This window comes from Pandoraea sp. XJJ-1 (assembly GCF_026802345.1).
GTDB classification, from domain to species: Bacteria; Pseudomonadota; Gammaproteobacteria; order Burkholderiales; family Burkholderiaceae; genus Pandoraea; species Pandoraea cepalis.
In genome coordinates, this window is the sequence record NZ_CP113827.1 from 325,696 (window position 1) to 345,316 (window position 19,621).

Here is a 19,621-nt window from a genome sequence, read left to right on the forward strand (position 1 = left end):
GACATGAATCAACGAGTGAGCACCGAACGTATCGAGCATTGGATTGGCGGCGCAAGCGTCGCGTCTGGAGAAGCCGATCGCCGCTTCGGCGAAGTGACGAACCCGGCCACCGGCGAAGTTATCCGCCAGGTAGCCCTGGGCGGCGCGACGGATGTCGCGGGCGCCGTGGCGGCCGCACGCGCCGCCTTGCCCGGCTGGCGTGCCACGCCGCCGATGAAGCGCGCCCGCGTGATGATGAAGTACCGCGAGCTGCTCGAAACGCATCGCGAAGCACTTGTGCAACTGATCACGCAGGAACATGGCAAGACGCTCGACGACGCCCGCGGCGAAGTCACGCGCGGTATCGAAGTGGTCGAGTTCGCCATGGGCATTCCGCAGTTGCTCAAGGGCGAGATCGCGCCACAGGTGGGCACGGGCGTGGACACGTATTCGATTCACCAGCCGGTCGGCGTCTGCGCAGGCATCACGCCGTTCAACTTCCCCGCGATGGTGCCGTTGTGGATGTTCCCGATGGCCGTGGCCTGCGGCAACACCTTCGTGCTCAAGCCGTCGGAGAAGGTGCCCTCGGCGGCGCTGTTGCTCGCGCGCCTGGCCAAGGACGCCGGGCTGCCCGACGGTGTTCTCAACGTCGTGAACGGCGACAAGGCGGCGGTCGATGCGCTGCTCACGCATCCGGACGTGAACGCCGTGTCGTTCGTCGGCTCGACGCCGATCGCGCAATACATCTACAGCACGGCGTCGGCGCACGGCAAGCGCGTGCAGGCGCTCGGCGGCGCGAAGAACCATGGCGTGGTGATGCCGGACGCCGACCTCGATTTCACCGTCGATGCGCTGATCGGCGCCGCGTACGGTTCGGCGGGGGAGCGTTGCATGGCCATCTCGGTGGCCGTGGCCGTCGGCGACGTGGCGGATGCGTTGGTGGCACGTCTGGCGCAAGCCGCGACGTCGCTGCCGGTCGGCGACGGTGCCGACCCCGTCGCGCAGATGGGGCCGCTGATTACCCGCGCGCATTGCGACAAGGTGCGCGGCTATGTCGATGCCGGTGTCGGCGAAGGTGCGAAGCTCGTGGTGGACGGCCGTGGCCTCAAGGTCGCGCAGCGCGACGACGGCTTCTTCATCGGCCCGTGCCTGTTCGACAACGTGACGCCGGAGATGTCGATTTATCGCCACGAGATTTTCGGGCCAGTGCTGGCCGTGGTGCGTGTGAAGACGCTGGAAGAAGCGATCGCGCTCATCAACCGTAATCCGTACGCCAACGGCACGGCGGTGTTTACGACGTCGGGCGGTGCCGCGCGGCGCTTCGAAGACGAGATCGAAGTCGGCATGGTCGGCGTGAACGTGCCAATTCCGGTGCCGGTGTCGTACTTCTCGTTTGGCGGATGGCGCAATTCGCTGTTCGGCGACCAGCACATCTACGGACCCGAGTCGGTGCGCTTCTACACGCGCTCGAAGGTGGTCACGCGTCGCTGGTCGGAGGGACGCCCGGCGAATGCCGCGTCGTCGCTCGTCATGCCGACGCTCGGCCAATAACGGAGATCAAGCGGCGATCAGCAAAATCGACGCAATTGGCGCTAACGCTGTGCCGCGCAGGTGCCGATGCTTGCCGGCATCGACATGAAAACGCCGTCCGGGGGATCTGAACTACCCTCGGACGGCGTTTTTTGACTTGGGATGGCGGCGAAGTCAGATCAGATGAACTGGCGCGACGTCGATGCCCTCGTCGAGCAGGAAGCCGCGAATGCGCCGTGCGAAATCGAGTGCGTGTTCGCCGTCACCGTGCAGACAGACGGTTTGCGCCCGAATCGGCACGAGCGTGCCGTCGATGGCGCGCACGCGTTGCTCGCGCACCATCATCAGCGTTTGGGCGAGCGCATCTTCCTCGCGCTCGATCAACGCGCCAGGCGTGCCACGTTTGACCAGCGAGCCGTCCGGGTTATAGCCCCGGTCGGCGAAGACTTCATCGACGGCCTGCATGCCGGCAGCCCGCGCCGCCTTCACCAACTCGCCGCCCGCCAGCCCGAAAATCGCCAGGTCGGTGTCGAACGCGCGAATGGCTTCGACGATCGTCTCGGCCAGTGCCGGGTCACGCGCCGCCTGATTGTAGAGCGCGCCGTGCGGCTTGACGTGCGAGAGCCAGCCGCCTTGGGCGCGCACGATCGCGGCGAGGGCGCCGATCTGATACAGCATGCCCGCGCGGATGTCGTCGAGCGGAAGCTGCATTTCCGTGCGGCCGAAATTTTCGCGGTCGGGAAAGCTCGGGTGCGCGCCGATGGCCACGCCGCACGCCAGCGCCCAGCGCACCACCTGCTGCATCGTGCCCGCGTCGCCCGCGTGCCAGCCACACGCCACATTGGCCGAGCTGACCTGGGCGAGGAGTGCTTCGTCGTAGTTGCAACCTTCTCCGAGGTCGACGTTAAGATCGATTTTCATCCGGGATTCTCCTGCGGGGGACGACGATGGGCGGGCGTGGCGTCAGGCCTTGCGCGAGATGGCCGGCCGCCGCGATGTCGTCAGAATGCCGTGATCGTGCCACGCGAGCGCGCGCTCGATCTGGGCCAGATAGCGCCGCTGTTCGTGCAGCGCTTCGCGCGCCTCGGCGCCGCTGCATTCCGAAAAATACAATGTGCTGCCGAGCCGCGCCTGTCCGAGCCGCCACAGATCGGCGCTGATCACGACGCCGATCTTCGGGTAGCCGCCGGTGGTCTGGGCGTCGGCCATCAGAATGATCGGCTGCCCCGACGGCGGCACCTGAATCACCCCCGGCACCACACCGTGCGAGAGCAGATCGTGGCTGCGATTCTTCTTGCGCGCGAGCGGCTCCGGGCCCGACAGCCGGTAGCCCATGCGGTTGCTGTTGGGCGTGACGTGCCAGGGATTCTCCCAGAAGCCCTTGTGCGAGGCGGCCATGAAGTCGTCGTATTCCGGACCGGGCAGCACCCGCACGCGGTGCGCCAGCGGATCGGACAACCACACCGGCGGACGTACCCCCAACGGCGCGGCCTTGCGCGCGGCGGCGCTGGGTTGCCCGATGGCGATGCGGTCGCCGTCGCGCAGGGCACGGCCCTCGAAGCCGCCGAAGCCGGCCGCCAGATCGGTGCTGCGCGAGCCGAGTGTCTCGGGGACATCGACGCCGCCCGCCACGGCCAGATAAGTGCGCATGCCGAAGCGTGCCGGGCGCAACGTCAATGTCTGACCGCGCGCGACGGGGAAGCGCCACCATGACCACACGGGGACGCCGTCGAGATCGGCATGGCAATCGGCACCGGCCAGCGCCACGAGGGTCGCGCTCGCAAAGCGCAGCACGCACGCCCCCATCGTGATTTCCAGCGTGGCGGCGTTGGGGTCGTTGCCCGCAAGACGGTTGGCGACGGCGCACGCCAGCGCATCGACGGCGCCGCCGCTGGCAATGCCGAATTCACGCAGACGGGCGCGGCCCAGATCCTGGACCGTGGTGAGCAGGCCGGCACGCAGGATATCGATCACAGGTCGAGACTCGCGATGGTGAAGCGCACACGGTCGCCCGGCGCCAGCAAGGCGGGCGGTGTCGCGGTGGGGTCGAACAGCGCGCTGGACGTGTGGCCGATGATTTGCCAGCCGCCGGGGGAGGCGAGCGGATAGATGCCGGTCTGGTTGCCGCCAATGCCGACCGACCCCGCCGGTACCGACAGGCGAGGCTCGGCGCGGCGTGGCGTGGCAATCGACTCATCGAGCCCGCCCAGATAGGCGAAGCCCGGCTGGAAACCCAGGAAGTAGACGATGTATTCCGGTGCGGTATGACGTTGCACGACCGTCTTCGGTTGCAGACGTGCGTGCTTCGCCACGTCGGCAAGGTCTGGGCCGTGCTTGCCGCCGTAGTGCACGGGGATCTCGATGTCGCGTCCGACTTCCCCGGAGACGGGCTGCGTCTGCCAGGCGTCACGCAGGCGCTCGCTCAGCACGTCGATATCGGTGGCCAACGGGTCGAACACCAGCGTGAGGTTGTTCATGCCGGGCACGACGTCGCGCACGTGAGGCCAATCCTTCGCGAGGGCCGCCGCGTGCCAGACGCGGCGTTGAGACGCGAGCGTGGGCGAGGTGCCCGTTTCGCACACGAGCGCGCTGTCGCCGAGCGGCAGGATCTTGAGCGTTGTCATGGCGAGGGGGGACTGGATTCGCGAGCGGGGGTGTCGGCGCGCGCGAAGGTGGTCGATTCGGTCACGATGACGTCGAGCGCCAGATCGTGGGCTTCGGCCGTGAGACCGTCGATTTCGAGTGCGTCGTAAGCGATGCCGAGCGTTTGCGGCGCCGGGGACATCGAATGCAGGGTGCGGTCGTAGAAACCCCCGCCGTAACCGAGTCGCAGGCCGTCGCGCGTAAAGCCCACGCAGGGAATCAACAGCAGGTCGGGCACGAGCACGTCGGCCTCGAGCGGGACGGGAATGCGGTAGCGGCCTTCCGTCATGCGGGTATCGGGGGTCCAGCGGTGAAAGACGAGCGGCGCGGCCGGGGCGGTCACGACCGGCAGTGCGGCCAGGCGCAACCCCTTGGGCGACGCCTGCGTGAGCCATGCCGAGATGACTTCGCGGGCGTCGAATTCGCCCTGAATCGGCCAGTAGAAGCCGACACAGCGCGGCGCGCGACGCGTCAGCTCGTCGGCCAGCCGGGCGGCGAGTGCGGCGTCGCGTGCGGCGCGTCCGGCGAGCGTGGTGCGCGTGTCGAGCAAGGCCTTGCGCAAACGTGCCTTTCCGGCGACCGATTCGGTCCCATTTCCGGACGTTTGGGCCGCCGATTGGGCGGGGTCCCGTGCTATGCTTGGATTCACTTTTTACCCGACGCTCCCCCGAAGATGTCAGATCGTTTGACCCGAGTATATCGCGCCGTTGCGCTGGCCCTGACCGCTGCCACGCTCGTTGCCTGCAGCACGACCCAGGCAACCGGTCGCGCCAAGGCGCATTCGGCGGCAAGCCGTTCAACGGCATCTGCCGACCTGCTCTCGCAGCGCTCGCCCGACGACATCTTCGTGCAACTGCGCGAAGCGGCTCGCGCCAACGACGCGCCGCGCGCCACGGCGCTCGCAGCCATGCTCTCCGGCTACGACGTGCCGTCTTACGTCCAGTACTTCCAGATCAAGCCGCGCATGTTCGACCGCTCGGGCAAGGCGCTCATCGATGCGCCGGACGATGATATCCGCGCCTTCTTGCGCACGTATGACGGTCAGGCGATCGCCGACCGTCTGCGCAACGACTGGTTGCTGGTGCTGGGCAAGCGTCACGACTGGCAGACGTTCGATGCCGAATATCCGAAGTTCGTGCTCGACGATGACACGCAGGTCAAATGCTACGCGCTGATGTCGCGTGCCGCGCGTGGCGAAAATGTCACGCAGGCCGCTACCGACCTGCTGACCACGCCGAAATACTACGGCGAGGGTTGCGTCGACATGATCAATACGCTGGCCGCAAGCGGCCAGTTGCCGCGCAAGGAGGTCTGGCACCAGATTCGCCTGGCTTACGAGGAAAACTACACCTCGCTCGGCAAGCAGATCGCCGATGCGCTGGGCGCCACGCGCCCGGACGACAGCCTGCTCGACATGGCCGCCACGCGTCCGGCGCAGATTCTCGCGCGTGGGGTGGACGGCTCGGAAGCGTCGCGCCAGCTCACGCTGCTCGCCGTCGTGCGCATGGCCCGCAGCGACGCCATGCTGGCGGCGAGCAGTTTCTCCAGCGTCGCGGGCAGTCTGTCGCCGGACGAGCGCGCCATCGGCTGGGGCAGCATCGGCATGCGCGGGGCGTTGTCGCAGAATCCGATGGCGATCACCTGGTACCGTCAGGCCGGAAACGCCAAGCTCTCGGTGACGGCGCAGGAGTGGAAGATTCGTGCGGCGCTGCGCGCGGGCGACTGGAATCTCGTGCGCACCGGCATTGAAGCGATGCCGGCGGCGTTGCGCGACGACGGTGTCTGGACTTACTGGTACGGCCGTGCGCTGCGCGAAGCCGGGAAGGGCGATGCCGCGCGCGCGCAATTCCAGAAGATCGCCATGCAGCCCAACTTCTACGGACAACTGGCGAACGAGGAACTGGGCAACAAGACGTCGCTGCCACCGCGCACGACCGTCACCCAGGCCGAGGTCGATGCGAACCAGGCGAACGCCGGATTCCGGCGCGCCGCGAAGTTCTACGATCTCGGTTTGCGTTTCGAAGGCAATCGCGAGTGGAATTGGGAACTGCGCAACATGACCGACCGCCAGTTGCTCGCCGCCGCACAGTACGCCAACCAGATCGAACTGTTCGACCGCACGGTCAACACGGCCGATCGCACGAAGGTCGAGCACGACTTCACGTTGCGCTACCTGATGCCGTTCCGCGACAAGGTGGAGCCGCTGGCCGCGGCCGTCGATCTTGACGAAGCGTGGGCCTACGGTCTGATCCGGCAGGAGTCGCGCTTCATCATCAATGCCCGCTCGTCGGTCGGGGCAGGCGGTCTGATGCAGATCATGCCGGCCACCGCGAAGATGGTCGCGCGGCAGATCGGCATGGACTACCAGCCGGGCATGATGCACGACATCGACACGAATATCCGTCTGGGCACGAGCTATCTGGCGGATATCTACAACAAGTTCGACGGCTCGGCGGTGCTGGCGTCGGCCGGTTACAACGCCGGCCCGGGACGTCCGCGCACGTGGCGCTCCACGCTGGATCGTCCGGTCGAGGGGGCCATCTTCGCCGAGACGATCCCGTTCAACGAGACGCGCACCTATGTCGAGAACGTGTTGTCGAACACCACGTACTACTCGGCCCTGATCACGGGTCGTCCGCAATCGCTCAAGGAGCGGCTCGGCATCATTCTGCCCCAGTGACCCGGCAGCGGTCGGAGCCGCGAACCCACCGTCATGTCGCGGAGGTGACGCATGCGCCATAACGTTTGTGTCGTGGGTGGCACCGGCTTCGTCGGCAGCCATCTGGTGGCCCGGCTGGTGTCGATGGGATACGCCGTGCGCCTGCCAACGCGGCGCGTCGACGCCGCCAAGGCGCTCGGCGTGCTGCCGGGTGTGGAACTCGTCGAATGCGACGTGCACGATCCGCGCGCGCTGGAGCGCGTGATCGCGGGCAGCGACGCGGTCATCAATCTCGTGGGCATTCTGCACAGCGACCGTGGCACGCCCTATGGCCGCGCGTTCGCGCGCGCGCACGTCGAGCTGCCGCGCAAGATCGCACAAGCGTGCAGCGACCGGGGCATCGCGCGGCTCATCCACATGAGCGCCCTGGGCGCCGATTCGAATGGCCCGAGCATGTACCAGCGCTCGAAGGGCGACGGCGAAGTCGCAATTCGAGCGACGGGCATTCCCGTCACGATCTTTCGTCCGTCGGTGGTATTCGGTCCGGGCGACCACTTTCTGAATACCTTCGCGGCGCTGCAGCGGCGTTTGCCCGTTGTGCCGCTCGCGTGCGCCACGGCGCGCTTTCAGCCCATTTACGTGATGGATGTGGCGCAGGCCTTCGCGAGTGCGATCGACAACGACGCGACGCTTGGCAAGACGTACGAACTGGCCGGACCGGAGGTCTACACGCTTGAAGCGCTCGTTCGCTTTGCGGGCGCCGCGTGTGGCTGTGAGCGGCCGATCCTGCGATTGCCCGAGGGCGCCGCGCGCCTGCAGGCCGCCTTCTTCGAGCGGCTACCGGGCGAGCCGATCATCACGCGCGACAACCTCGATTCGATGCGTGTCGATAACGTCATGAGCGGCCCGCTGGCGCCCGAACTCGGGCTTGTGCCGAATGGGCTCGAGATTGCCGTCGATTATCTCGGCGGCGATAGCGAGGAGCGTCGTCTGTCTGACTACCGGCGTTACGCGGGGCGCTGACACCTCACTCTTTTCAATCCGGCGCGTCACTCCCCGATGCGTCATGCGCGCAAGGAACGTCTTCATGCAACTGATCATTGCCAACAAGAGGTACTCGTCGTGGTCGATGCGTCCGTGGGTCGTGCTCAAGCACTTCGGCATCGCCTTCGAAGAATGCAACGTCTGGCTCGCGCAGCCCGACTCGCGTGAACAGATTCTGCGTTATTCGCCCACCGGTAAAGTCCCGTGCCTGATCGACAACGGCATTACCGTCTGGGACTCGTTGGCCATCTGCGAGTACCTGGCAGAGAGCTATCCGCATCTGCCGCTATGGCCGAAGTCGCGTGAAGCGCGAGCCCATGCGCGCAGCGTTTGTGCCGAAATGCACAGCGGATTCACCGCCCTGCGCACGCATATGTGGATGAACGTCGGCGTGCATTGGCCGGGGGCAGCCGCGACGGATGAAGTGCTTGCCGATGTCCGTCGTATCGAAGCGATCTGGGAGGATTGCCTCGCGCGCTACGACGGCCCGTTCCTGTTTGGCGACTTCACCATTGCCGATGCGTTCTACGCCCCTGTGGTGATGCGTTTCGCAACGTTCGAGCCGGCGTTGTCGGCGCGCGCGCAGGCGTATGTCGATCGCATTCGCGAATTGGCGGCCGTGCAGGCGTGGGTGGCTGCGGGACGCGGCGAGACGCAGCGTGTGGCTTACTACGAAGCGCGTCCATGAAGATTTACGCGGTTGGCGGCGCGATTCGCGACGCCATGCTGGGTTTGCCGGTCAAGGATCGGGACTACGTGGTGGTGGGTGCGACGCCCGAGGAGATGGTGCGGCAGGGCTTCAAACCGGTGGGCCGCGACTTCCCGGTGTTTCTGCATCCCAAGACGCAGGCCGAGTACGCGCTCGCCCGCACCGAGCGCAAGACGGCGCGCGGCTATCACGGATTTTCGTTCTACTTCGCCCCCGAAGTCACTCTCGAAGAAGACCTCGTGCGACGCGATTTCACCATCAATGCGATGGCGCGCGAGGTCATGCCCGACGGCAGTCTGTCGGATCAACTGGTCGATCCCTATGGCGGCCGGCGCGATCTGGAAGCGAGGCTGTTTCGCCATGTCGGCGAGGCCTTCGCGGAAGATCCCGTGCGGATTCTTCGGTGCGCCCGTTTTGCCGCGCGCTTCACGGATTTTTCGGTGGCCGACGAGACGCTCATGCTCATGCGCGAGATGACGGCCAACGGCGAGGTCGATGCGCTGGTGGCCGAGCGGGTCTGGCAGGAAATTTCACGCGGGCTGATGGAGCATCGGCCGTCGCGCATGTTCGATGTCTTGCGCGCGTGTGGCGCGATCGATCGCGTTCTGCCCGAGGTGGCCCGGCTATGGGGGGTGCCGCAGCGCGCCGACTTCCATCCCGAAGTGGACACCGGCGTGCATGTGATGATGGTGCTCGACTACGCCGCGACGCAGGGCTATTCGCTGCCGGTACGCTTCGCCGCCCTCACGCACGATCTCGGCAAAGGCACCACGCCTGACGACGTGTTGCCGCGTCACATCGGACATGAGGGGCGCAGTGTCGACTTGCTCAAGCCGTTGTGCGCGCGTTTGCGCGTGCCGGTCGATTGCCGTGAGCTGGCGCAGGTCGTGGCACGCGAGCATGGCAACATCCACGCAAGTCCGAAGTTTGGCGCGGCGGCGCTCGTGCGTCTGCTTGAGCGGTGCGACGCCCTGCGCAAGCCCGACCGGTTCGTGGAGATACTTCAGGCCTGCGAAGCCGATGCGCGTGGGCGCGGCGGGGATTTCGCCACGGCACCCTATCCGCAACGCGATCGGTTGATGGCTGCGCTTGGCGCGGCGCGCAGTATCGATGCCGGCGCGGTAGCGCGACGGTATGCCGACAATCCTGTGAAGATTCGCGACGCCGTGCAGGCCGCAAGAATCGATGCGGTCGAGGCGGCGGGGCTCGGGGGCGAGGGGAACTGAGTCGCTGGGGGCATGCGAGACGTTCGCGTCTGCGCATGCCCGCGACCTACGAAGGTCGCTTACTCGAACGCCTTGTCGTTCGGATTCGCGTAGAGCTGCTTGAGCTGTTCGCTCATCGCGAAGTTGAAGTTGATCTGCTTCGGCGGCACCGGCGATTCGAACCACTTCCTGTACATCGCGTTGATCTCGCCGCTCTTCATCACGCCGGCGAGCGTGTCGTCGACGAGTTTCTTGAACTCGGTATCGCCGTGTCTCGTCATGAAACCGTAGGCCTCGAACGATTGCGGTGTGCCCGTGACGACCCAGTCGTCGGGGTTGCGGCCCATCGTGCGCGCGCCGGCGAGCAGCACGTCGTCCATCATGAACGCCTGCACGCGACCGCCCTGGAGCATGGTGAAGGATTCCCCATAGTCCTTGCCCGAGATCACGCTCATGTTCATCTTCTTCTCGTTGTTCATCCTGTTCAGGATGCGCTCTGAGGTCGTGCCCGCATTGGTCACGACCGGCTTGCCCGCCAGATCCGGGAAGTCCTTGATGCCCGAGTGCTTGTTCACGAGCAACCGCGTGCCCGCGACGAAGAAGGTGTTCGAGAAATCGACCTGCGCCTGACGCGCCTTCAGGTTCGTCGTCACGCCGCACTCGATATCGACGGTGCCGTTCTGCACGAGGGCGATGCGGTTTTGCGAAGTGACGGGGATGAAGCGCACTTGCAGGTCAGGTTTCTTCAGGCGCGTCTTGACCGCATCGACGACCTTGTTGCACAGGTCCTGCGAATAACCGATGACGTTGTGATTGTTGTCGTAGTACGAAAACGGAATCGACGACTCGCGATGCCCAATCGAGATCACGCCGCTGCTCTCGATCTTCTGCAGCGTCGCCGAAGCGGGCTGCGCCAGCGCCGCTCCCGTGGCGACACCCATCGCTACGCCCAACATCATCCCGGTCAATCGCATCTTGATCATGTCCTGCTCCTGAAATGGCCTCACTTTGATTCATGATTGAATCATTTGTTGCATGGTAAATTTTTTGCAACAAATGATCAAATCGTAGTTAACCCTAGCGATGGCTGCCGTCCGGCGCGCCGCTGTGACGGCGACGCACGCGGACATGCGTCGGGCCGGCGATCGGCCGCGAATCGGGGCCGCGGGGGGGACGCGCGGAGCGGGGGCCGGCGGCGCCGGGGGGAACCGCGAGGCGCGTGTGGGGCTGACGGACGTTGCAACAGGTGTTGCGTCGCCGCCGCTGGCTACAGCAGGCGAATCAGCAGATTGAAGACGAGCGAGAGCACGACGGTCGAGGCGAACGGGAACACCATCTCGCGGCCGCGCCAGCGAAGGCGCAGATCCCCGGGCAATCGACCGATGCCGAGCTTGGTAAGCCACGGCGAGGCCGCCGAGAGGATGCAGATCGCGATGAAGATCGTGAACATCCAGCGAAACATATCGGGGTGGCCTCGCGGTGAAGGGGGGTCAGAGGGCGTGGCTGCGGTCGCCGGTGGCGAAGCCGAGCAGGCCCGCCCACTCGTCCATGCCGCGACCGAACGCGATGACCTTGAAGAGTTCGCCCATCTCGGCTTCCGAGAGCAGCTTCTGCGCGGCGGCGGCCGCCGGCAGGAACACCTTCGGATCGGACGGATCGAGCGCGCTCATCAGCTCGATGATGCCGGCGTTCATCAGGAATCGGGCTTGCGAGGTGAAGCCCAGCAGATCGAGACCGGCTTCGACGCCGGCATCGGCAATCCCTGAAAACTCCACGTGAGCCGTGATGTCCTGCAAGCCGGGGTAATAGAACGGATCGTCGTGCGCGTGGTGGCGGTAGTGGCACATCAGGGTGCCGTCTGCGCGCTGCGGATGATAGTACTCGCGCGCGGGGAAGCCGTAGTCGACGAGCAGCAAGACGCCGCGCGCGAGCAGGGGGGCCACGCTGCGCACGAAAGCCGAGGCGGCTTCGTGGGTCTCCGTCCGATATTCCTGCGTCGGCGGCAGATCGGCCAGCGCGTCGAGGGCCTGCGGCAATGGGCCGGTATGGCGACGGGCTTCCCAGGCGAAACCGTCTTGCGTACGCACTACGCCGCGTTCGAACCAGACCGGCTGCCCGGCGTCGTCCGGGCGGCGTGTCCATAGGCGCACCGGCATGGCGTCGAGCACTTCGTTGCCGAGCATCACGCCGTGGAAGGCGTCGGGCAACCTATCAAGCCACGTGACGCGATCGAGCAGATGTGGCGCGGCGTTGGCGATGGTCTCGCGCTGGCGCGCTCGCAGCTCGCCGGAGAGTTCCATGATCGAGTAGCGCTCGCAGGGCGTGCCTTCGGCGTCGAGCGCGAGCAGCAGGTCGGCCGCAAGACGTCCGGACCCCGCGCCGAATTCCAGCACTTGCGCGTCGCCCGTTTGTTCGAAGATCTCACCGATCTGGCGGGCCAGCGTGCGCGCGAAGAACGGCGTGAGCTCCGGCGCGGTGACGAAGTCACTTCCGTCGGCGGCCAGGCGCCCGAATTTCGCGGCACCGGCAGCGTAATAACCGAGGCCGGGCGCATATAGCGCCAGTTCCATGAAGCGATCGAACGGCAGCCAGCCGCCGGCCGCGTCGATGGCGTCGGCAAGATAGGCCGTGAGGCGGCGCGAGTGTTCGAGCGCGTCTGGCTCGGGAACGGGTAAACTATGGGGTTTCGGTGCGGCCTGATTCATGCGGGCATTGTAGCGGAGACAGTGTCGGCTGGCTGCTTTGGTTGGCATTGACGCGTCTGCGGACGATTTCTGGGTAATTTTTGCCGGTTTTCGTCAATTTTCAGTCGTTTTTTCGCGGTTTTCGCCAGTGTTTGCGATGCATGTCCGTTGCATGGATGCTGCGCGAGGGCGTCGCGCGCGACGGCACCGAGCATTGATTCAAGCCCATCGCCGTCCGAAGTGCATCGACCCAACCGCCCTCTGACAGGAATTCGCCGCATGACCGTTGCATCGACGCCACGCCCTACGTCCGCCGCAGGTGATGCCGCCTGCCCGCCGGCTGTACCGCCGGTGCCGCGTGTTGCGCTCGTGACGGGCGGCGCGCGCCGGATCGGCCGCGCGATCGCGCTGCGCCTCGCCGGTGTGGGGTGGGACATCGCCGTTCACTACGAGCGTTCGCACGACGAGGCGCTCGAGACCGTCGCGGCCATCGAGGCGCTGGGGCGCCGGGCGGTCGCGTTGCAGGCATCGCTCGCGGACGAAGCCGCCACGGCAGGGCTCATCGGCCGGTGTAGCGAGGCGCTGGGCGTGCCCACCTGCCTTGTCAACAATGCCTCGCGCTTCGAGTACGATAGCGCGGGCGATTTCGGCTACCAGGCGCTGGAGCGCCACATGCGCGTGAATGCGGGCGCACCGCTCGTGCTCGCGCGCGAGATGCATGCCGCATTGGGCGAGTCGGGGCGAGGCGTCGTCGTCAATCTGCTGGATCAGAAGCTGGCGAATCCGAACCCTGATTACCTGTCGTACACGTTGTCGAAGGCCGCGCTGGCGGTGGCGACGACGTTGCTTGCCCAGGCGTTCGCGCCCCGCTTGCGCGTGGTCGGCGTGGCACCGGGCGTGACGCTGCTGTCTGTCGACCAGACCCCGACGGGCTTTGCGGCGGCGCATGCGGCCACGCCGTTGGGCGCATCGTCGACGCCGGAGGACATCGCGCAGGCGGTGGCGTATCTGGCCGACGCGCCTGCGGTGACCGGCACCGTGTTGTATGTCGATGGTGGGCAACATCTCGCGAGTTCGTCGCGTGACGTGAAATTTCTGACCGAACCGGCCGATGCCGACCGGTCTCGTTGATTGTCATTAAGAGTTTTCAAAATGCATAGCGCTCTTTCTCACCCTCGCCTGATGGACTGCCGTCGCATGTTCCTGCGCGACTATGAAGTGTTCATCAACATCGGCGTGCACGATTACGAGAAGCGTGGCGAGCAGCGCGTGCTGATCAATGTGCAACTGTTCGTGCCGCTCGCCGAGAGCACGCCCTTGGCGGACAAGCTCGACGAAGTGGTCGATTACGACTTCATGCGCGAGACCATTGCCAAACGCGTGGGGCTGGGCCATATCCACCTGCAGGAAACGCTGTGCGACGACGTCGCGAGTGCGCTGCTTGCGCATCCGCGCGTGCGTGCCGTGGGCGTGTCGACCGAGAAACCCGACGTCTATCCCGATTGCCACTCGGTCGGCATCGAAGTGTTCAAGATGAAGGATGCCTGACATGAGTGCCGTCATGCCCGAGACCAGCGCGCCGCTGGTCGCGACCGGAACCGTCGCCCCCGATAGCGTGAAGAAAGCGCAGAAGCTCGCGTTCGAGAACAACAAGCTCGAGAAGCGGCTGTTCCGTCTGACGGGACAGGCCATTGGCGACTACAACATGATCGAGCAGGGCGATCGTGTAATGGTGTGCATGTCCGGCGGCAAGGACAGCTATGCCATGCTCGACATCCTGCTCAAGCTTCGCGAGCGTGCGCCGATCGACTTCTCGATCGTGGCCGTCAACCTCGACCAGAAGCAGCCGGGTTTCCCGGAGCATGTGCTGCCCGACTACTTCCGTTCCATCGGCGTGGATTTCCACATCGAGAACCAGGACACGTACTCGATCGTCAAGCGCGTGGTGCCGGAGGGCAAGACCACGTGCTCGCTGTGCTCGCGCCTGCGTCGCGGCATTCTCTATCGCGTGGCGGGCGAGCTCGGCGCGACCAAGGTTGCGCTGGGCCACCACCGCGACGACATCATCGAGACCGTCTTCCTGAATTTGTTCTACGGTGGCAAGCTCAAGGGCATGCCGCCGAAGCTGCAGTCGGACGACGGCAAGAACGTGGTGATCCGCCCGCTCGCCTACGTGCGCGAATCGGATCTCGAACGTTACGCCGAGTACAAGCAGTTCCCGATCATTCCGTGCACGCTGTGTGGCAGCCAGCCGAACCTGAAGCGCGCCGAGATGAAGTCGCTGATTCGCCTGTGGGAGAAGCAGCATCCCGGGCGCATCAAATCGATTTTCAGTGCGCTGTCGAATGTGGTGCCGTCGCATTTGATGGATACGAACCTTCATGACTTCAAGAATCTGCGTGCGACGGGGCAGCCCGATCCGCTCGGCGATATTGCGTTCGACGAAGCGCCGTGCGGCGACGAGAACGACGCGGGCATCATCCGTATTACGCAATTCGACGACTGATCGCGAGCGACCCCACTCGCTGCATTGAAACCTGACGCAGCCTGCCGGACGAACCGGCGCGGCCGCCCGACCCCGACACACGGATTTCCACTCTCGAATCGTCACGACGCCATGAATATTGTGATTCTCGCCGCCGGCATGGGTAAGCGCATGCGCTCGAAGCTGCCCAAGGTGTTGCAGCCGCTGGCCGGCCGGCCGCTTCTGTCGCACGTGATTGCGACCGCACGCAAGCTCACGCCGGGCAAGCTCATCGTGGTGATAGGTCACGGTGGCGAGGCCGTGCGCGACGCGGTGGCCGGCGACGGTGTGCATTTCGCCGAGCAGGCGCAGCAGCTGGGCACCGGACACGCCGTGCAGCAAGCGGCGTCGCTGCTCGACGAGTCGGTGCCGACGCTGGTGCTTTACGGCGACGTGCCGCTCACGCGCCCCGAGACCTTGCAGGGGCTGCTCGACGCTGCGGGCAGCGAGAAGCTGGGCGTGCTCACCGTCGATCTGGACAACCCGACCGGGTATGGCCGGATCGTGCGCGACGCGGCGGGCAACGTGCTGCGCATCGTTGAACAGAAAGATGCCAACGAGGCTGAACTGGCCATTCGCGAAATCAACACCGGCATCATCGTGGCGCCGACGCGCGCACTCAAGGGCTGGCTGGCCGGTTTGAAGAATCAGAACGCGCAAGGCGAGTACTACCTTACTGACGTGATCGCGTGTGCGGTCGCGGACGGCGTGCCGGTCGTCACCACGCAGCCGGCCTTCGCGTGGGAGCCCAACGGCGTGAACGACAAGGCGCAGCTTGCCGAGCTGGAGCGTGACTACCAGCGCAATGCGGCGGGCGCGCTGCTGGCGGCGGGCGTGACCCTGATCGATCCGGCGCGCTTCGACCTGCGCGGCGAGATCGCGTGCGGCACCGACGTCTCGATCGATGTGAATTGCGTGTTCGAAGGCAGAGTGACGATTGGCGATGGCGCGACCATCGGTCCGAACTGCGTGATTCGCAACAGCACCATCGGCGCGGGCACGCACATCGAGGCGTTCAGTCATCTGGACGGCGCCGTGGTGGGCGCCGACGCGCACGTGGGGCCGTATGCACGTCTGCGACCGGGCGCAGATCTGGCCGACGAAGTGCACATCGGCAACTTCGTGGAAGTGAAGAATGCGTCGCTCGCGAAGGGCTCGAAGGCCAACCATCTGGCCTATGTCGGCGACTCTACGGTGGGCGCGCGGGTCAACATCGGCGCGGGCACCATCACTTGCAATTACGATGGCGCCAACAAGCATCGCACGGTGATCGAGGACGACGTCTTCATCGGCTCGGACACGCAGCTCGTGGCGCCGGTGACGGTGCGGCGCGGCACGACGATTGCTGCCGGCACCACGGTGTGGAAGGATACGCCGGAAGATTCGCTGGTGCTCAACGGCAAGACGCAGGAAGCGAAGACGGGTTACATCCGTCCGCGCAAGCAGAAGCAGTAAAATCGGCGGTTATGGACCGGCGCGCGACACGCACGCAAGCCAAAGCGGGCGCCGGCGAGTCAAAACGGATTGAATCCGATCGAATGCGCCAGGATCTCTGGCACGAAGGGAAGCGAATATGTGCGGCATTGTCGGCGCGGTGGCGCGACGTAATGTAGTACCGGTGTTGGTCGAAGGGCTGCGTCGTCTGGAGTACCGCGGCTACGACTCGTGCGGCGTGGCGGTATTGAAGGATGGCGTGCCGCAGCGTGCGCGCAGCGTATCGCGCGTGGCGGATCTCGATGAGCAACTGGCGCAGACGCACCTGGGCGGCGAGACGGGCATTGCCCACACCCGCTGGGCGACGCATGGCGCGCCGATCACGGACAATGCGCATCCGATCTTCTCGCGCGACGACGTGGCGCTGGTGCACAACGGCATCATCGAAAACCATGAGAGCCTGCGTGACGAGCTGCGCGGCCTTGGCTACGAATTCGTGTCGCAGACCGACACCGAGGTCATTGCGCACCTGGTGCATCACCTGCTGTCGAACGGCGCCGCGGGCGATCTGTATCACGCGGTGCGTCTGGCGACGCGCCGTCTGCACGGCGCTTACGCCATCGCGGTGTTCCGCAAGCAGGAGCCGCACCGCGTGGTGGGCGCGCGCGCGGGGTCGCCGCTGGTCGTGGGCGTGGGTGAGGGAGAGAACTTCCTCGCCTCGGATGCGCTGGCGCTGGCCGGCACGACCGATCAGTTCATCTACCTGGAAGAGGGTGATGTCGTCGAACTCACGCTCGAGGGCGTGACGATCGTGGACCGTAACGATGCGGCCGTCGAGCGCGAAGTGCGCACGGTGCAGGCGTACACGGGCGCGGTGGAGCTGGGGCCGTATCGTCACTACATGCAGAAGGAAATCTTCGAGCAGCCGCGTGCGATCGGCGACACGATGGAGGGCGTGGAAGGCATTTCGCCGACGCTCTTCGGCGAGAAGGCCGAAGCGGTGCTGAGCAGTGTCGACTCGATCCTGATTCTGGCGTGTGGCACGAGCTATTACTCGGGCCTGACGGCCAAGTACTGGCTCGAATCGCTGGCGCAGATTCCGACGCAAGTGGAAGTGGCGAGCGAGTATCGCTATCGCGACAGCGTGCCGAATCCGAAGACGCTGGTGGTGACGATTTCGCAGTCGGGCGAGACGGCCGACACGATGGCGGCGCTGCAACATGCGCAGTCGCTGGGCATGACGAACACGCTGGCGATCTGCAATGTGGGCACGAGTGCGATGGTGCGTCAGACGGCGCTGCACTACCTGACGCGCGCGGGGACCGAGATCGGCGTGGCGTCGACGAAGGCGTTCACCACGCAGTTGACGGCACTGTTCCTGCTGACGCTGACGATCGCGAAGCTGCGCGGGCGGTTGACGGCGGCTCAGGAAGCGGACTATCTGACGCAGTTGCGACACCTGCCGGCGGCGCTGCATAGCGTGCTGGCGTTGGAGCCGCAGATCATCGCGTGGGCGGAGGACTTTGCGCGTCGCGAGAATGCGCTGTTCCTCGGGCGCGGGCTGCATTACCCGATCGCGTTGGAAGGCGCGCTCAAGCTCAAGGAAATCTCGTACATTCACGCCGAGGCGTATCCGGCGGGCGAACTCAAACATGGTCCGCTGGCGCTGGTGACGGAAGAGATGCCGGTGGTAACGGTCGCGCCGCGCGATGCGCTGGTCGAGAAGCTGAAGTCGAACATGCAGGAAGTGCGTGCGCGTGGCGGCCAGTTGTATGTTTTTGCCGACGCGGACACGCAGATCGCGAACGCCGACGGCATCCACGTGATTCGCATGCCGGAGCACTACGGCCAGCTGTCGCCGATTCTGCACGTCGTGCCGCTGCAATTGCTCGCGTATCACACCGCCTGCGCGCGCGGCACCGATGTCGACAAGCCGCGGAATCTGGCCAAGTCGGTGACGGTGGAGTGAGGCCGGGGGCTGGCGTACAGTCGCCCGGTCCTGACACGCTTCCTCCATGCGGAGGGAGCGTCGTTCCGGGCCAGGTAGTCCTGGCATCAATCCGCCCATAGCGCGGCGCGATGGATTCATCTCGGCCAGAATACGTAAATTCTCGGCCATCGACTGGCAAGCGCGGTTCACGGCAACTACACTGTAATGTCATCGGGACTACAGGTCGCGGCCATGAAAGTTGCAGTGCTCACCTTTCCAAACGTGCAGATGCTCGACCTTGTCGGGCCGGTGGAAGTCTTTCACGAAGCGGCGCGGCAGGCCGGCGCGCCTTCGACCTATCAGTTCGAAATTGTCTCCACGACGTCGGGCGTTTTGCTGGCGTCGAACGGAATGACGATCACCCCCGATACGACGCTGGACACGAGCAGCGCGGATATCGATACGCTGTTGATTGCGGGCAGCCCATCGATGCAGCTGCTGGAGGACGATGCCGCGATCCGTCAATGGATATTGCGTTACGCAAAGACGGCGCGTCGTATCGGCTCGGTATGTTCGGGTGCTCTCTTGCTTGCGCGCGCAGGCTTGCTCGACGGTCGTAAGGCAACCACACACTGGAACTACACGGCACGCCTGAGCCGCCTTTATCCGAAGGTGGATGTTCAGCCGGACCAAATCTTCGTCAGGGACAACGGCATCTATACGTCGGCGGGCGTAACGGCGGGCCTGGACCTCGCATTGGCGCTCGTGGAAGAAGACCTGGGGCGAGCGGTCGCCATGAAAGTCGCGCGTCAGTTCGTCATGTTTCTCAAGCGCCCCGGTGGGCAGTCGCAGTTCAGCGCGTATCTGACCGCACAGGCGTCGGAGAAGAGCGCCATCCGGGATGTGCAGGAATGGGTGCTTCAGAATCTGTCGCAGTCGCTATCGGTCGAAGCGCTTGCGGAGCGTGCCGGAATGAGTGCGCGAAATTTCGCGCGCATCTTCAAACAGGAATGTGGCACGACCCCCGCATCGTTCGTCGAGGACGCCCGCATCGATGCGGCACGCAGACTGCTCGAGGAAACCCAACACCCCTTGAAGAAAGTAGCGAGTCTGACGGGTTTTGCCGATCCTAATGGACTGCGGCGCGCTTTCCTGCGCAAGCTCAGTGTCTCCCCGGTGGACTATCGGCGACGCTTTCGCATGGCCGCTTAGCGGCACACGACTGACGCGCCGCCCCGCCTCTTGGTGCCGTGCCAGTCGGCACGGCCTACCGAAATCGC

General features: G+C 65.3%; 18 protein-coding genes. 11 read left to right on the top strand and 7 right to left on the bottom strand.

Annotation, left to right across the window (positions count from 1 at the left end; translation table 11 throughout):
- The first annotated feature begins 3 nt into the window (after nucleotides 1–3).
- A complete protein-coding gene (locus OYT13_RS01390) occupies nucleotides 4–1,530 on the top strand; it encodes a CoA-acylating methylmalonate-semialdehyde dehydrogenase (RefSeq protein ID WP_017234039.1) in 1,527 nt (508 codons plus the stop codon).
- A gap of 153 nt (nucleotides 1,531–1,683) precedes the next feature.
- On the opposite strand, the gene pxpA is transcribed toward OYT13_RS01390, so the two are convergent.
- From pxpA to OYT13_RS01410, 4 genes are read right to left on the bottom strand one after another with little or no spacing between them, the layout of a single operon-like run.
- On the bottom strand, nucleotides 1,684–2,430 hold the full coding sequence (pxpA, locus tag OYT13_RS01395) for a 5-oxoprolinase subunit PxpA (RefSeq protein ID WP_017234040.1): 747 nt from the start codon (nucleotides 2,428–2,430) through the stop codon (nucleotides 1,684–1,686).
- A gap of 42 nt (nucleotides 2,431–2,472) precedes the next feature.
- Entirely contained in the window at nucleotides 2,473–3,483 is a 1,011-nt protein-coding gene (locus OYT13_RS01400; RefSeq protein WP_017234041.1) for a biotin-dependent carboxyltransferase family protein, read from the bottom strand.
- Nucleotides 3,480–4,133 carry a 5-oxoprolinase subunit PxpB gene (gene pxpB, locus OYT13_RS01405; RefSeq protein ID WP_268567160.1) on the bottom strand — a complete coding sequence of 218 codons (654 nt, stop codon included), beginning with the start codon at nucleotides 4,131–4,133 and terminating at the stop codon, nucleotides 3,480–3,482. The genes OYT13_RS01400 and pxpB overlap by 4 nt, the downstream gene beginning before the upstream one ends.
- Entirely contained in the window at nucleotides 4,130–4,801 is a 672-nt protein-coding gene (locus OYT13_RS01410; RefSeq protein ID WP_410007560.1) for a 5-formyltetrahydrofolate cyclo-ligase, read from the bottom strand. Before OYT13_RS01410 ends, pxpB begins: the two co-directional genes overlap by 4 nt.
- A 24-nt stretch (nucleotides 4,802–4,825) precedes the next feature.
- Here OYT13_RS01410 and OYT13_RS01415 point away from each other — a divergent pair, with 24 nt between their 5' ends.
- From OYT13_RS01415 to OYT13_RS01430, 4 genes are all read left to right on the top strand, one after another.
- On the top strand, nucleotides 4,826–6,832 hold the full coding sequence (locus OYT13_RS01415; RefSeq protein WP_017234044.1) for a lytic transglycosylase domain-containing protein: 2,007 nt from the start codon (nucleotides 4,826–4,828) through the stop codon (nucleotides 6,830–6,832).
- Between the two features lie 51 nt (nucleotides 6,833–6,883).
- Complete coding sequence (locus tag OYT13_RS01420; protein WP_268567161.1) at nucleotides 6,884–7,834, top strand: complex I NDUFA9 subunit family protein; 951 nt, start codon at nucleotides 6,884–6,886, stop codon at nucleotides 7,832–7,834.
- A 64-nt stretch (nucleotides 7,835–7,898) separates the two neighbouring features.
- Nucleotides 7,899–8,543, top strand: a complete 645-nt coding sequence (locus tag OYT13_RS01425; RefSeq protein WP_017234046.1) for a glutathione S-transferase family protein — start codon at nucleotides 7,899–7,901, stop codon at nucleotides 8,541–8,543.
- Nucleotides 8,540–9,790, top strand: a complete 1,251-nt coding sequence (locus OYT13_RS01430; protein ID WP_017234047.1) for a multifunctional CCA addition/repair protein — start codon at nucleotides 8,540–8,542, stop codon at nucleotides 9,788–9,790. Before OYT13_RS01425 ends, OYT13_RS01430 begins: the two co-directional genes overlap by 4 nt.
- A 59-nt stretch (nucleotides 9,791–9,849) precedes the next feature.
- On the opposite strand, the gene OYT13_RS01435 is transcribed toward OYT13_RS01430, so the two are convergent.
- From OYT13_RS01435 to OYT13_RS01445, 3 genes are all read right to left on the bottom strand, one after another.
- Nucleotides 9,850–10,743, bottom strand: a complete 894-nt coding sequence (locus tag OYT13_RS01435) for a glutamate/aspartate ABC transporter substrate-binding protein (protein WP_268567835.1) — start codon at nucleotides 10,741–10,743, stop codon at nucleotides 9,850–9,852.
- A gap of 293 nt (nucleotides 10,744–11,036) precedes the next feature.
- Entirely contained in the window at nucleotides 11,037–11,231 is a 195-nt protein-coding gene (locus OYT13_RS01440; RefSeq protein WP_017235747.1) for a DUF2905 domain-containing protein, read from the bottom strand.
- Nucleotides 11,232–11,259: 28 nt separating this feature from the next.
- Nucleotides 11,260–12,474: a class I SAM-dependent methyltransferase gene (locus OYT13_RS01445; RefSeq protein ID WP_017235746.1), complete on the bottom strand. Its 1,215-nt coding sequence runs from the start codon at nucleotides 12,472–12,474 to the stop codon at nucleotides 11,260–11,262.
- A 258-nt stretch (nucleotides 12,475–12,732) separates the two neighbouring features.
- Here OYT13_RS01445 and OYT13_RS01450 point away from each other — a divergent pair, with 258 nt between their 5' ends.
- From OYT13_RS01450 to OYT13_RS01475, 6 genes are all read left to right on the top strand, one after another.
- Entirely contained in the window at nucleotides 12,733–13,584 is an 852-nt protein-coding gene (locus tag OYT13_RS01450) for an SDR family oxidoreductase (RefSeq protein ID WP_017235744.1), read from the top strand.
- 21 nt (nucleotides 13,585–13,605) lie between these two features.
- Nucleotides 13,606–14,001, top strand: coding sequence for a dihydroneopterin aldolase (locus OYT13_RS01455; protein WP_026132324.1), 396 nt, complete (start codon nucleotides 13,606–13,608; stop codon nucleotides 13,999–14,001).
- A gap of 13 nt (nucleotides 14,002–14,014) precedes the next feature.
- Nucleotides 14,015–14,959, top strand: a complete 945-nt coding sequence (ttcA, locus tag OYT13_RS01460) for a tRNA 2-thiocytidine(32) synthetase TtcA (protein ID WP_051060353.1) — start codon at nucleotides 14,015–14,017, stop codon at nucleotides 14,957–14,959.
- Between the two features lie 111 nt (nucleotides 14,960–15,070).
- The gene (glmU, locus tag OYT13_RS01465) at nucleotides 15,071–16,432 is read left to right on the top strand and encodes a bifunctional UDP-N-acetylglucosamine diphosphorylase/glucosamine-1-phosphate N-acetyltransferase GlmU (protein WP_017235741.1); all 1,362 of its coding nucleotides are present in this window, start codon (nucleotides 15,071–15,073) and stop codon (nucleotides 16,430–16,432) included.
- Nucleotides 16,433–16,550: 118 nt separating this feature from the next.
- Nucleotides 16,551–18,380: a glutamine--fructose-6-phosphate transaminase (isomerizing) gene (glmS, locus tag OYT13_RS01470; RefSeq protein ID WP_150562137.1), complete on the top strand. Its 1,830-nt coding sequence runs from the start codon at nucleotides 16,551–16,553 to the stop codon at nucleotides 18,378–18,380.
- A gap of 213 nt (nucleotides 18,381–18,593) precedes the next feature.
- Nucleotides 18,594–19,553 (top strand): GlxA family transcriptional regulator, encoded by a 960-nt coding sequence (locus tag OYT13_RS01475; RefSeq protein ID WP_261939367.1) that lies wholly within the window; start codon nucleotides 18,594–18,596, stop codon nucleotides 19,551–19,553.
- Nucleotides 19,554–19,621: the final 68 nt, after the last annotated feature.

Coding starts and splice junctions, on each gene's coding strand:
- OYT13_RS01390 (WP_017234039.1), top strand. CDS start 4: ATGAATCAACGAGTGAGCACCGAACGTATCGAGCATTGGATTGGCGGC.
- pxpA (WP_017234040.1), bottom strand. CDS start 2,430: ATGAAAATCGATCTTAACGTCGACCTCGGAGAAGGTTGCAACTACGAC.
- pxpB (WP_268567160.1), bottom strand. CDS start 4,133: ATGACAACGCTCAAGATCCTGCCGCTCGGCGACAGCGCGCTCGTGTGC.
- OYT13_RS01415 (WP_017234044.1), top strand. CDS start 4,826: ATGTCAGATCGTTTGACCCGAGTATATCGCGCCGTTGCGCTGGCCCTG.
- OYT13_RS01420 (WP_268567161.1), top strand. CDS start 6,884: ATGCGCCATAACGTTTGTGTCGTGGGTGGCACCGGCTTCGTCGGCAGC.
- OYT13_RS01425 (WP_017234046.1), top strand. CDS start 7,899: ATGCAACTGATCATTGCCAACAAGAGGTACTCGTCGTGGTCGATGCGT.
- OYT13_RS01430 (WP_017234047.1), top strand. CDS start 8,540: ATGAAGATTTACGCGGTTGGCGGCGCGATTCGCGACGCCATGCTGGGT.
- OYT13_RS01435 (WP_268567835.1), bottom strand. CDS start 10,743: ATGCGATTGACCGGGATGATGTTGGGCGTAGCGATGGGTGTCGCCACG.
- OYT13_RS01440 (WP_017235747.1), bottom strand. CDS start 11,231: ATGTTTCGCTGGATGTTCACGATCTTCATCGCGATCTGCATCCTCTCG.
- OYT13_RS01445 (WP_017235746.1), bottom strand. CDS start 12,474: ATGAATCAGGCCGCACCGAAACCCCATAGTTTACCCGTTCCCGAGCCA.
- OYT13_RS01450 (WP_017235744.1), top strand. CDS start 12,733: ATGACCGTTGCATCGACGCCACGCCCTACGTCCGCCGCAGGTGATGCC.
- OYT13_RS01455 (WP_026132324.1), top strand. CDS start 13,606: ATGCATAGCGCTCTTTCTCACCCTCGCCTGATGGACTGCCGTCGCATG.
- ttcA (WP_051060353.1), top strand. CDS start 14,015: ATGCCCGAGACCAGCGCGCCGCTGGTCGCGACCGGAACCGTCGCCCCC.
- glmU (WP_017235741.1), top strand. CDS start 15,071: ATGAATATTGTGATTCTCGCCGCCGGCATGGGTAAGCGCATGCGCTCG.
- glmS (WP_150562137.1), top strand. CDS start 16,551: ATGTGCGGCATTGTCGGCGCGGTGGCGCGACGTAATGTAGTACCGGTG.
- OYT13_RS01475 (WP_261939367.1), top strand. CDS start 18,594: ATGAAAGTTGCAGTGCTCACCTTTCCAAACGTGCAGATGCTCGACCTT.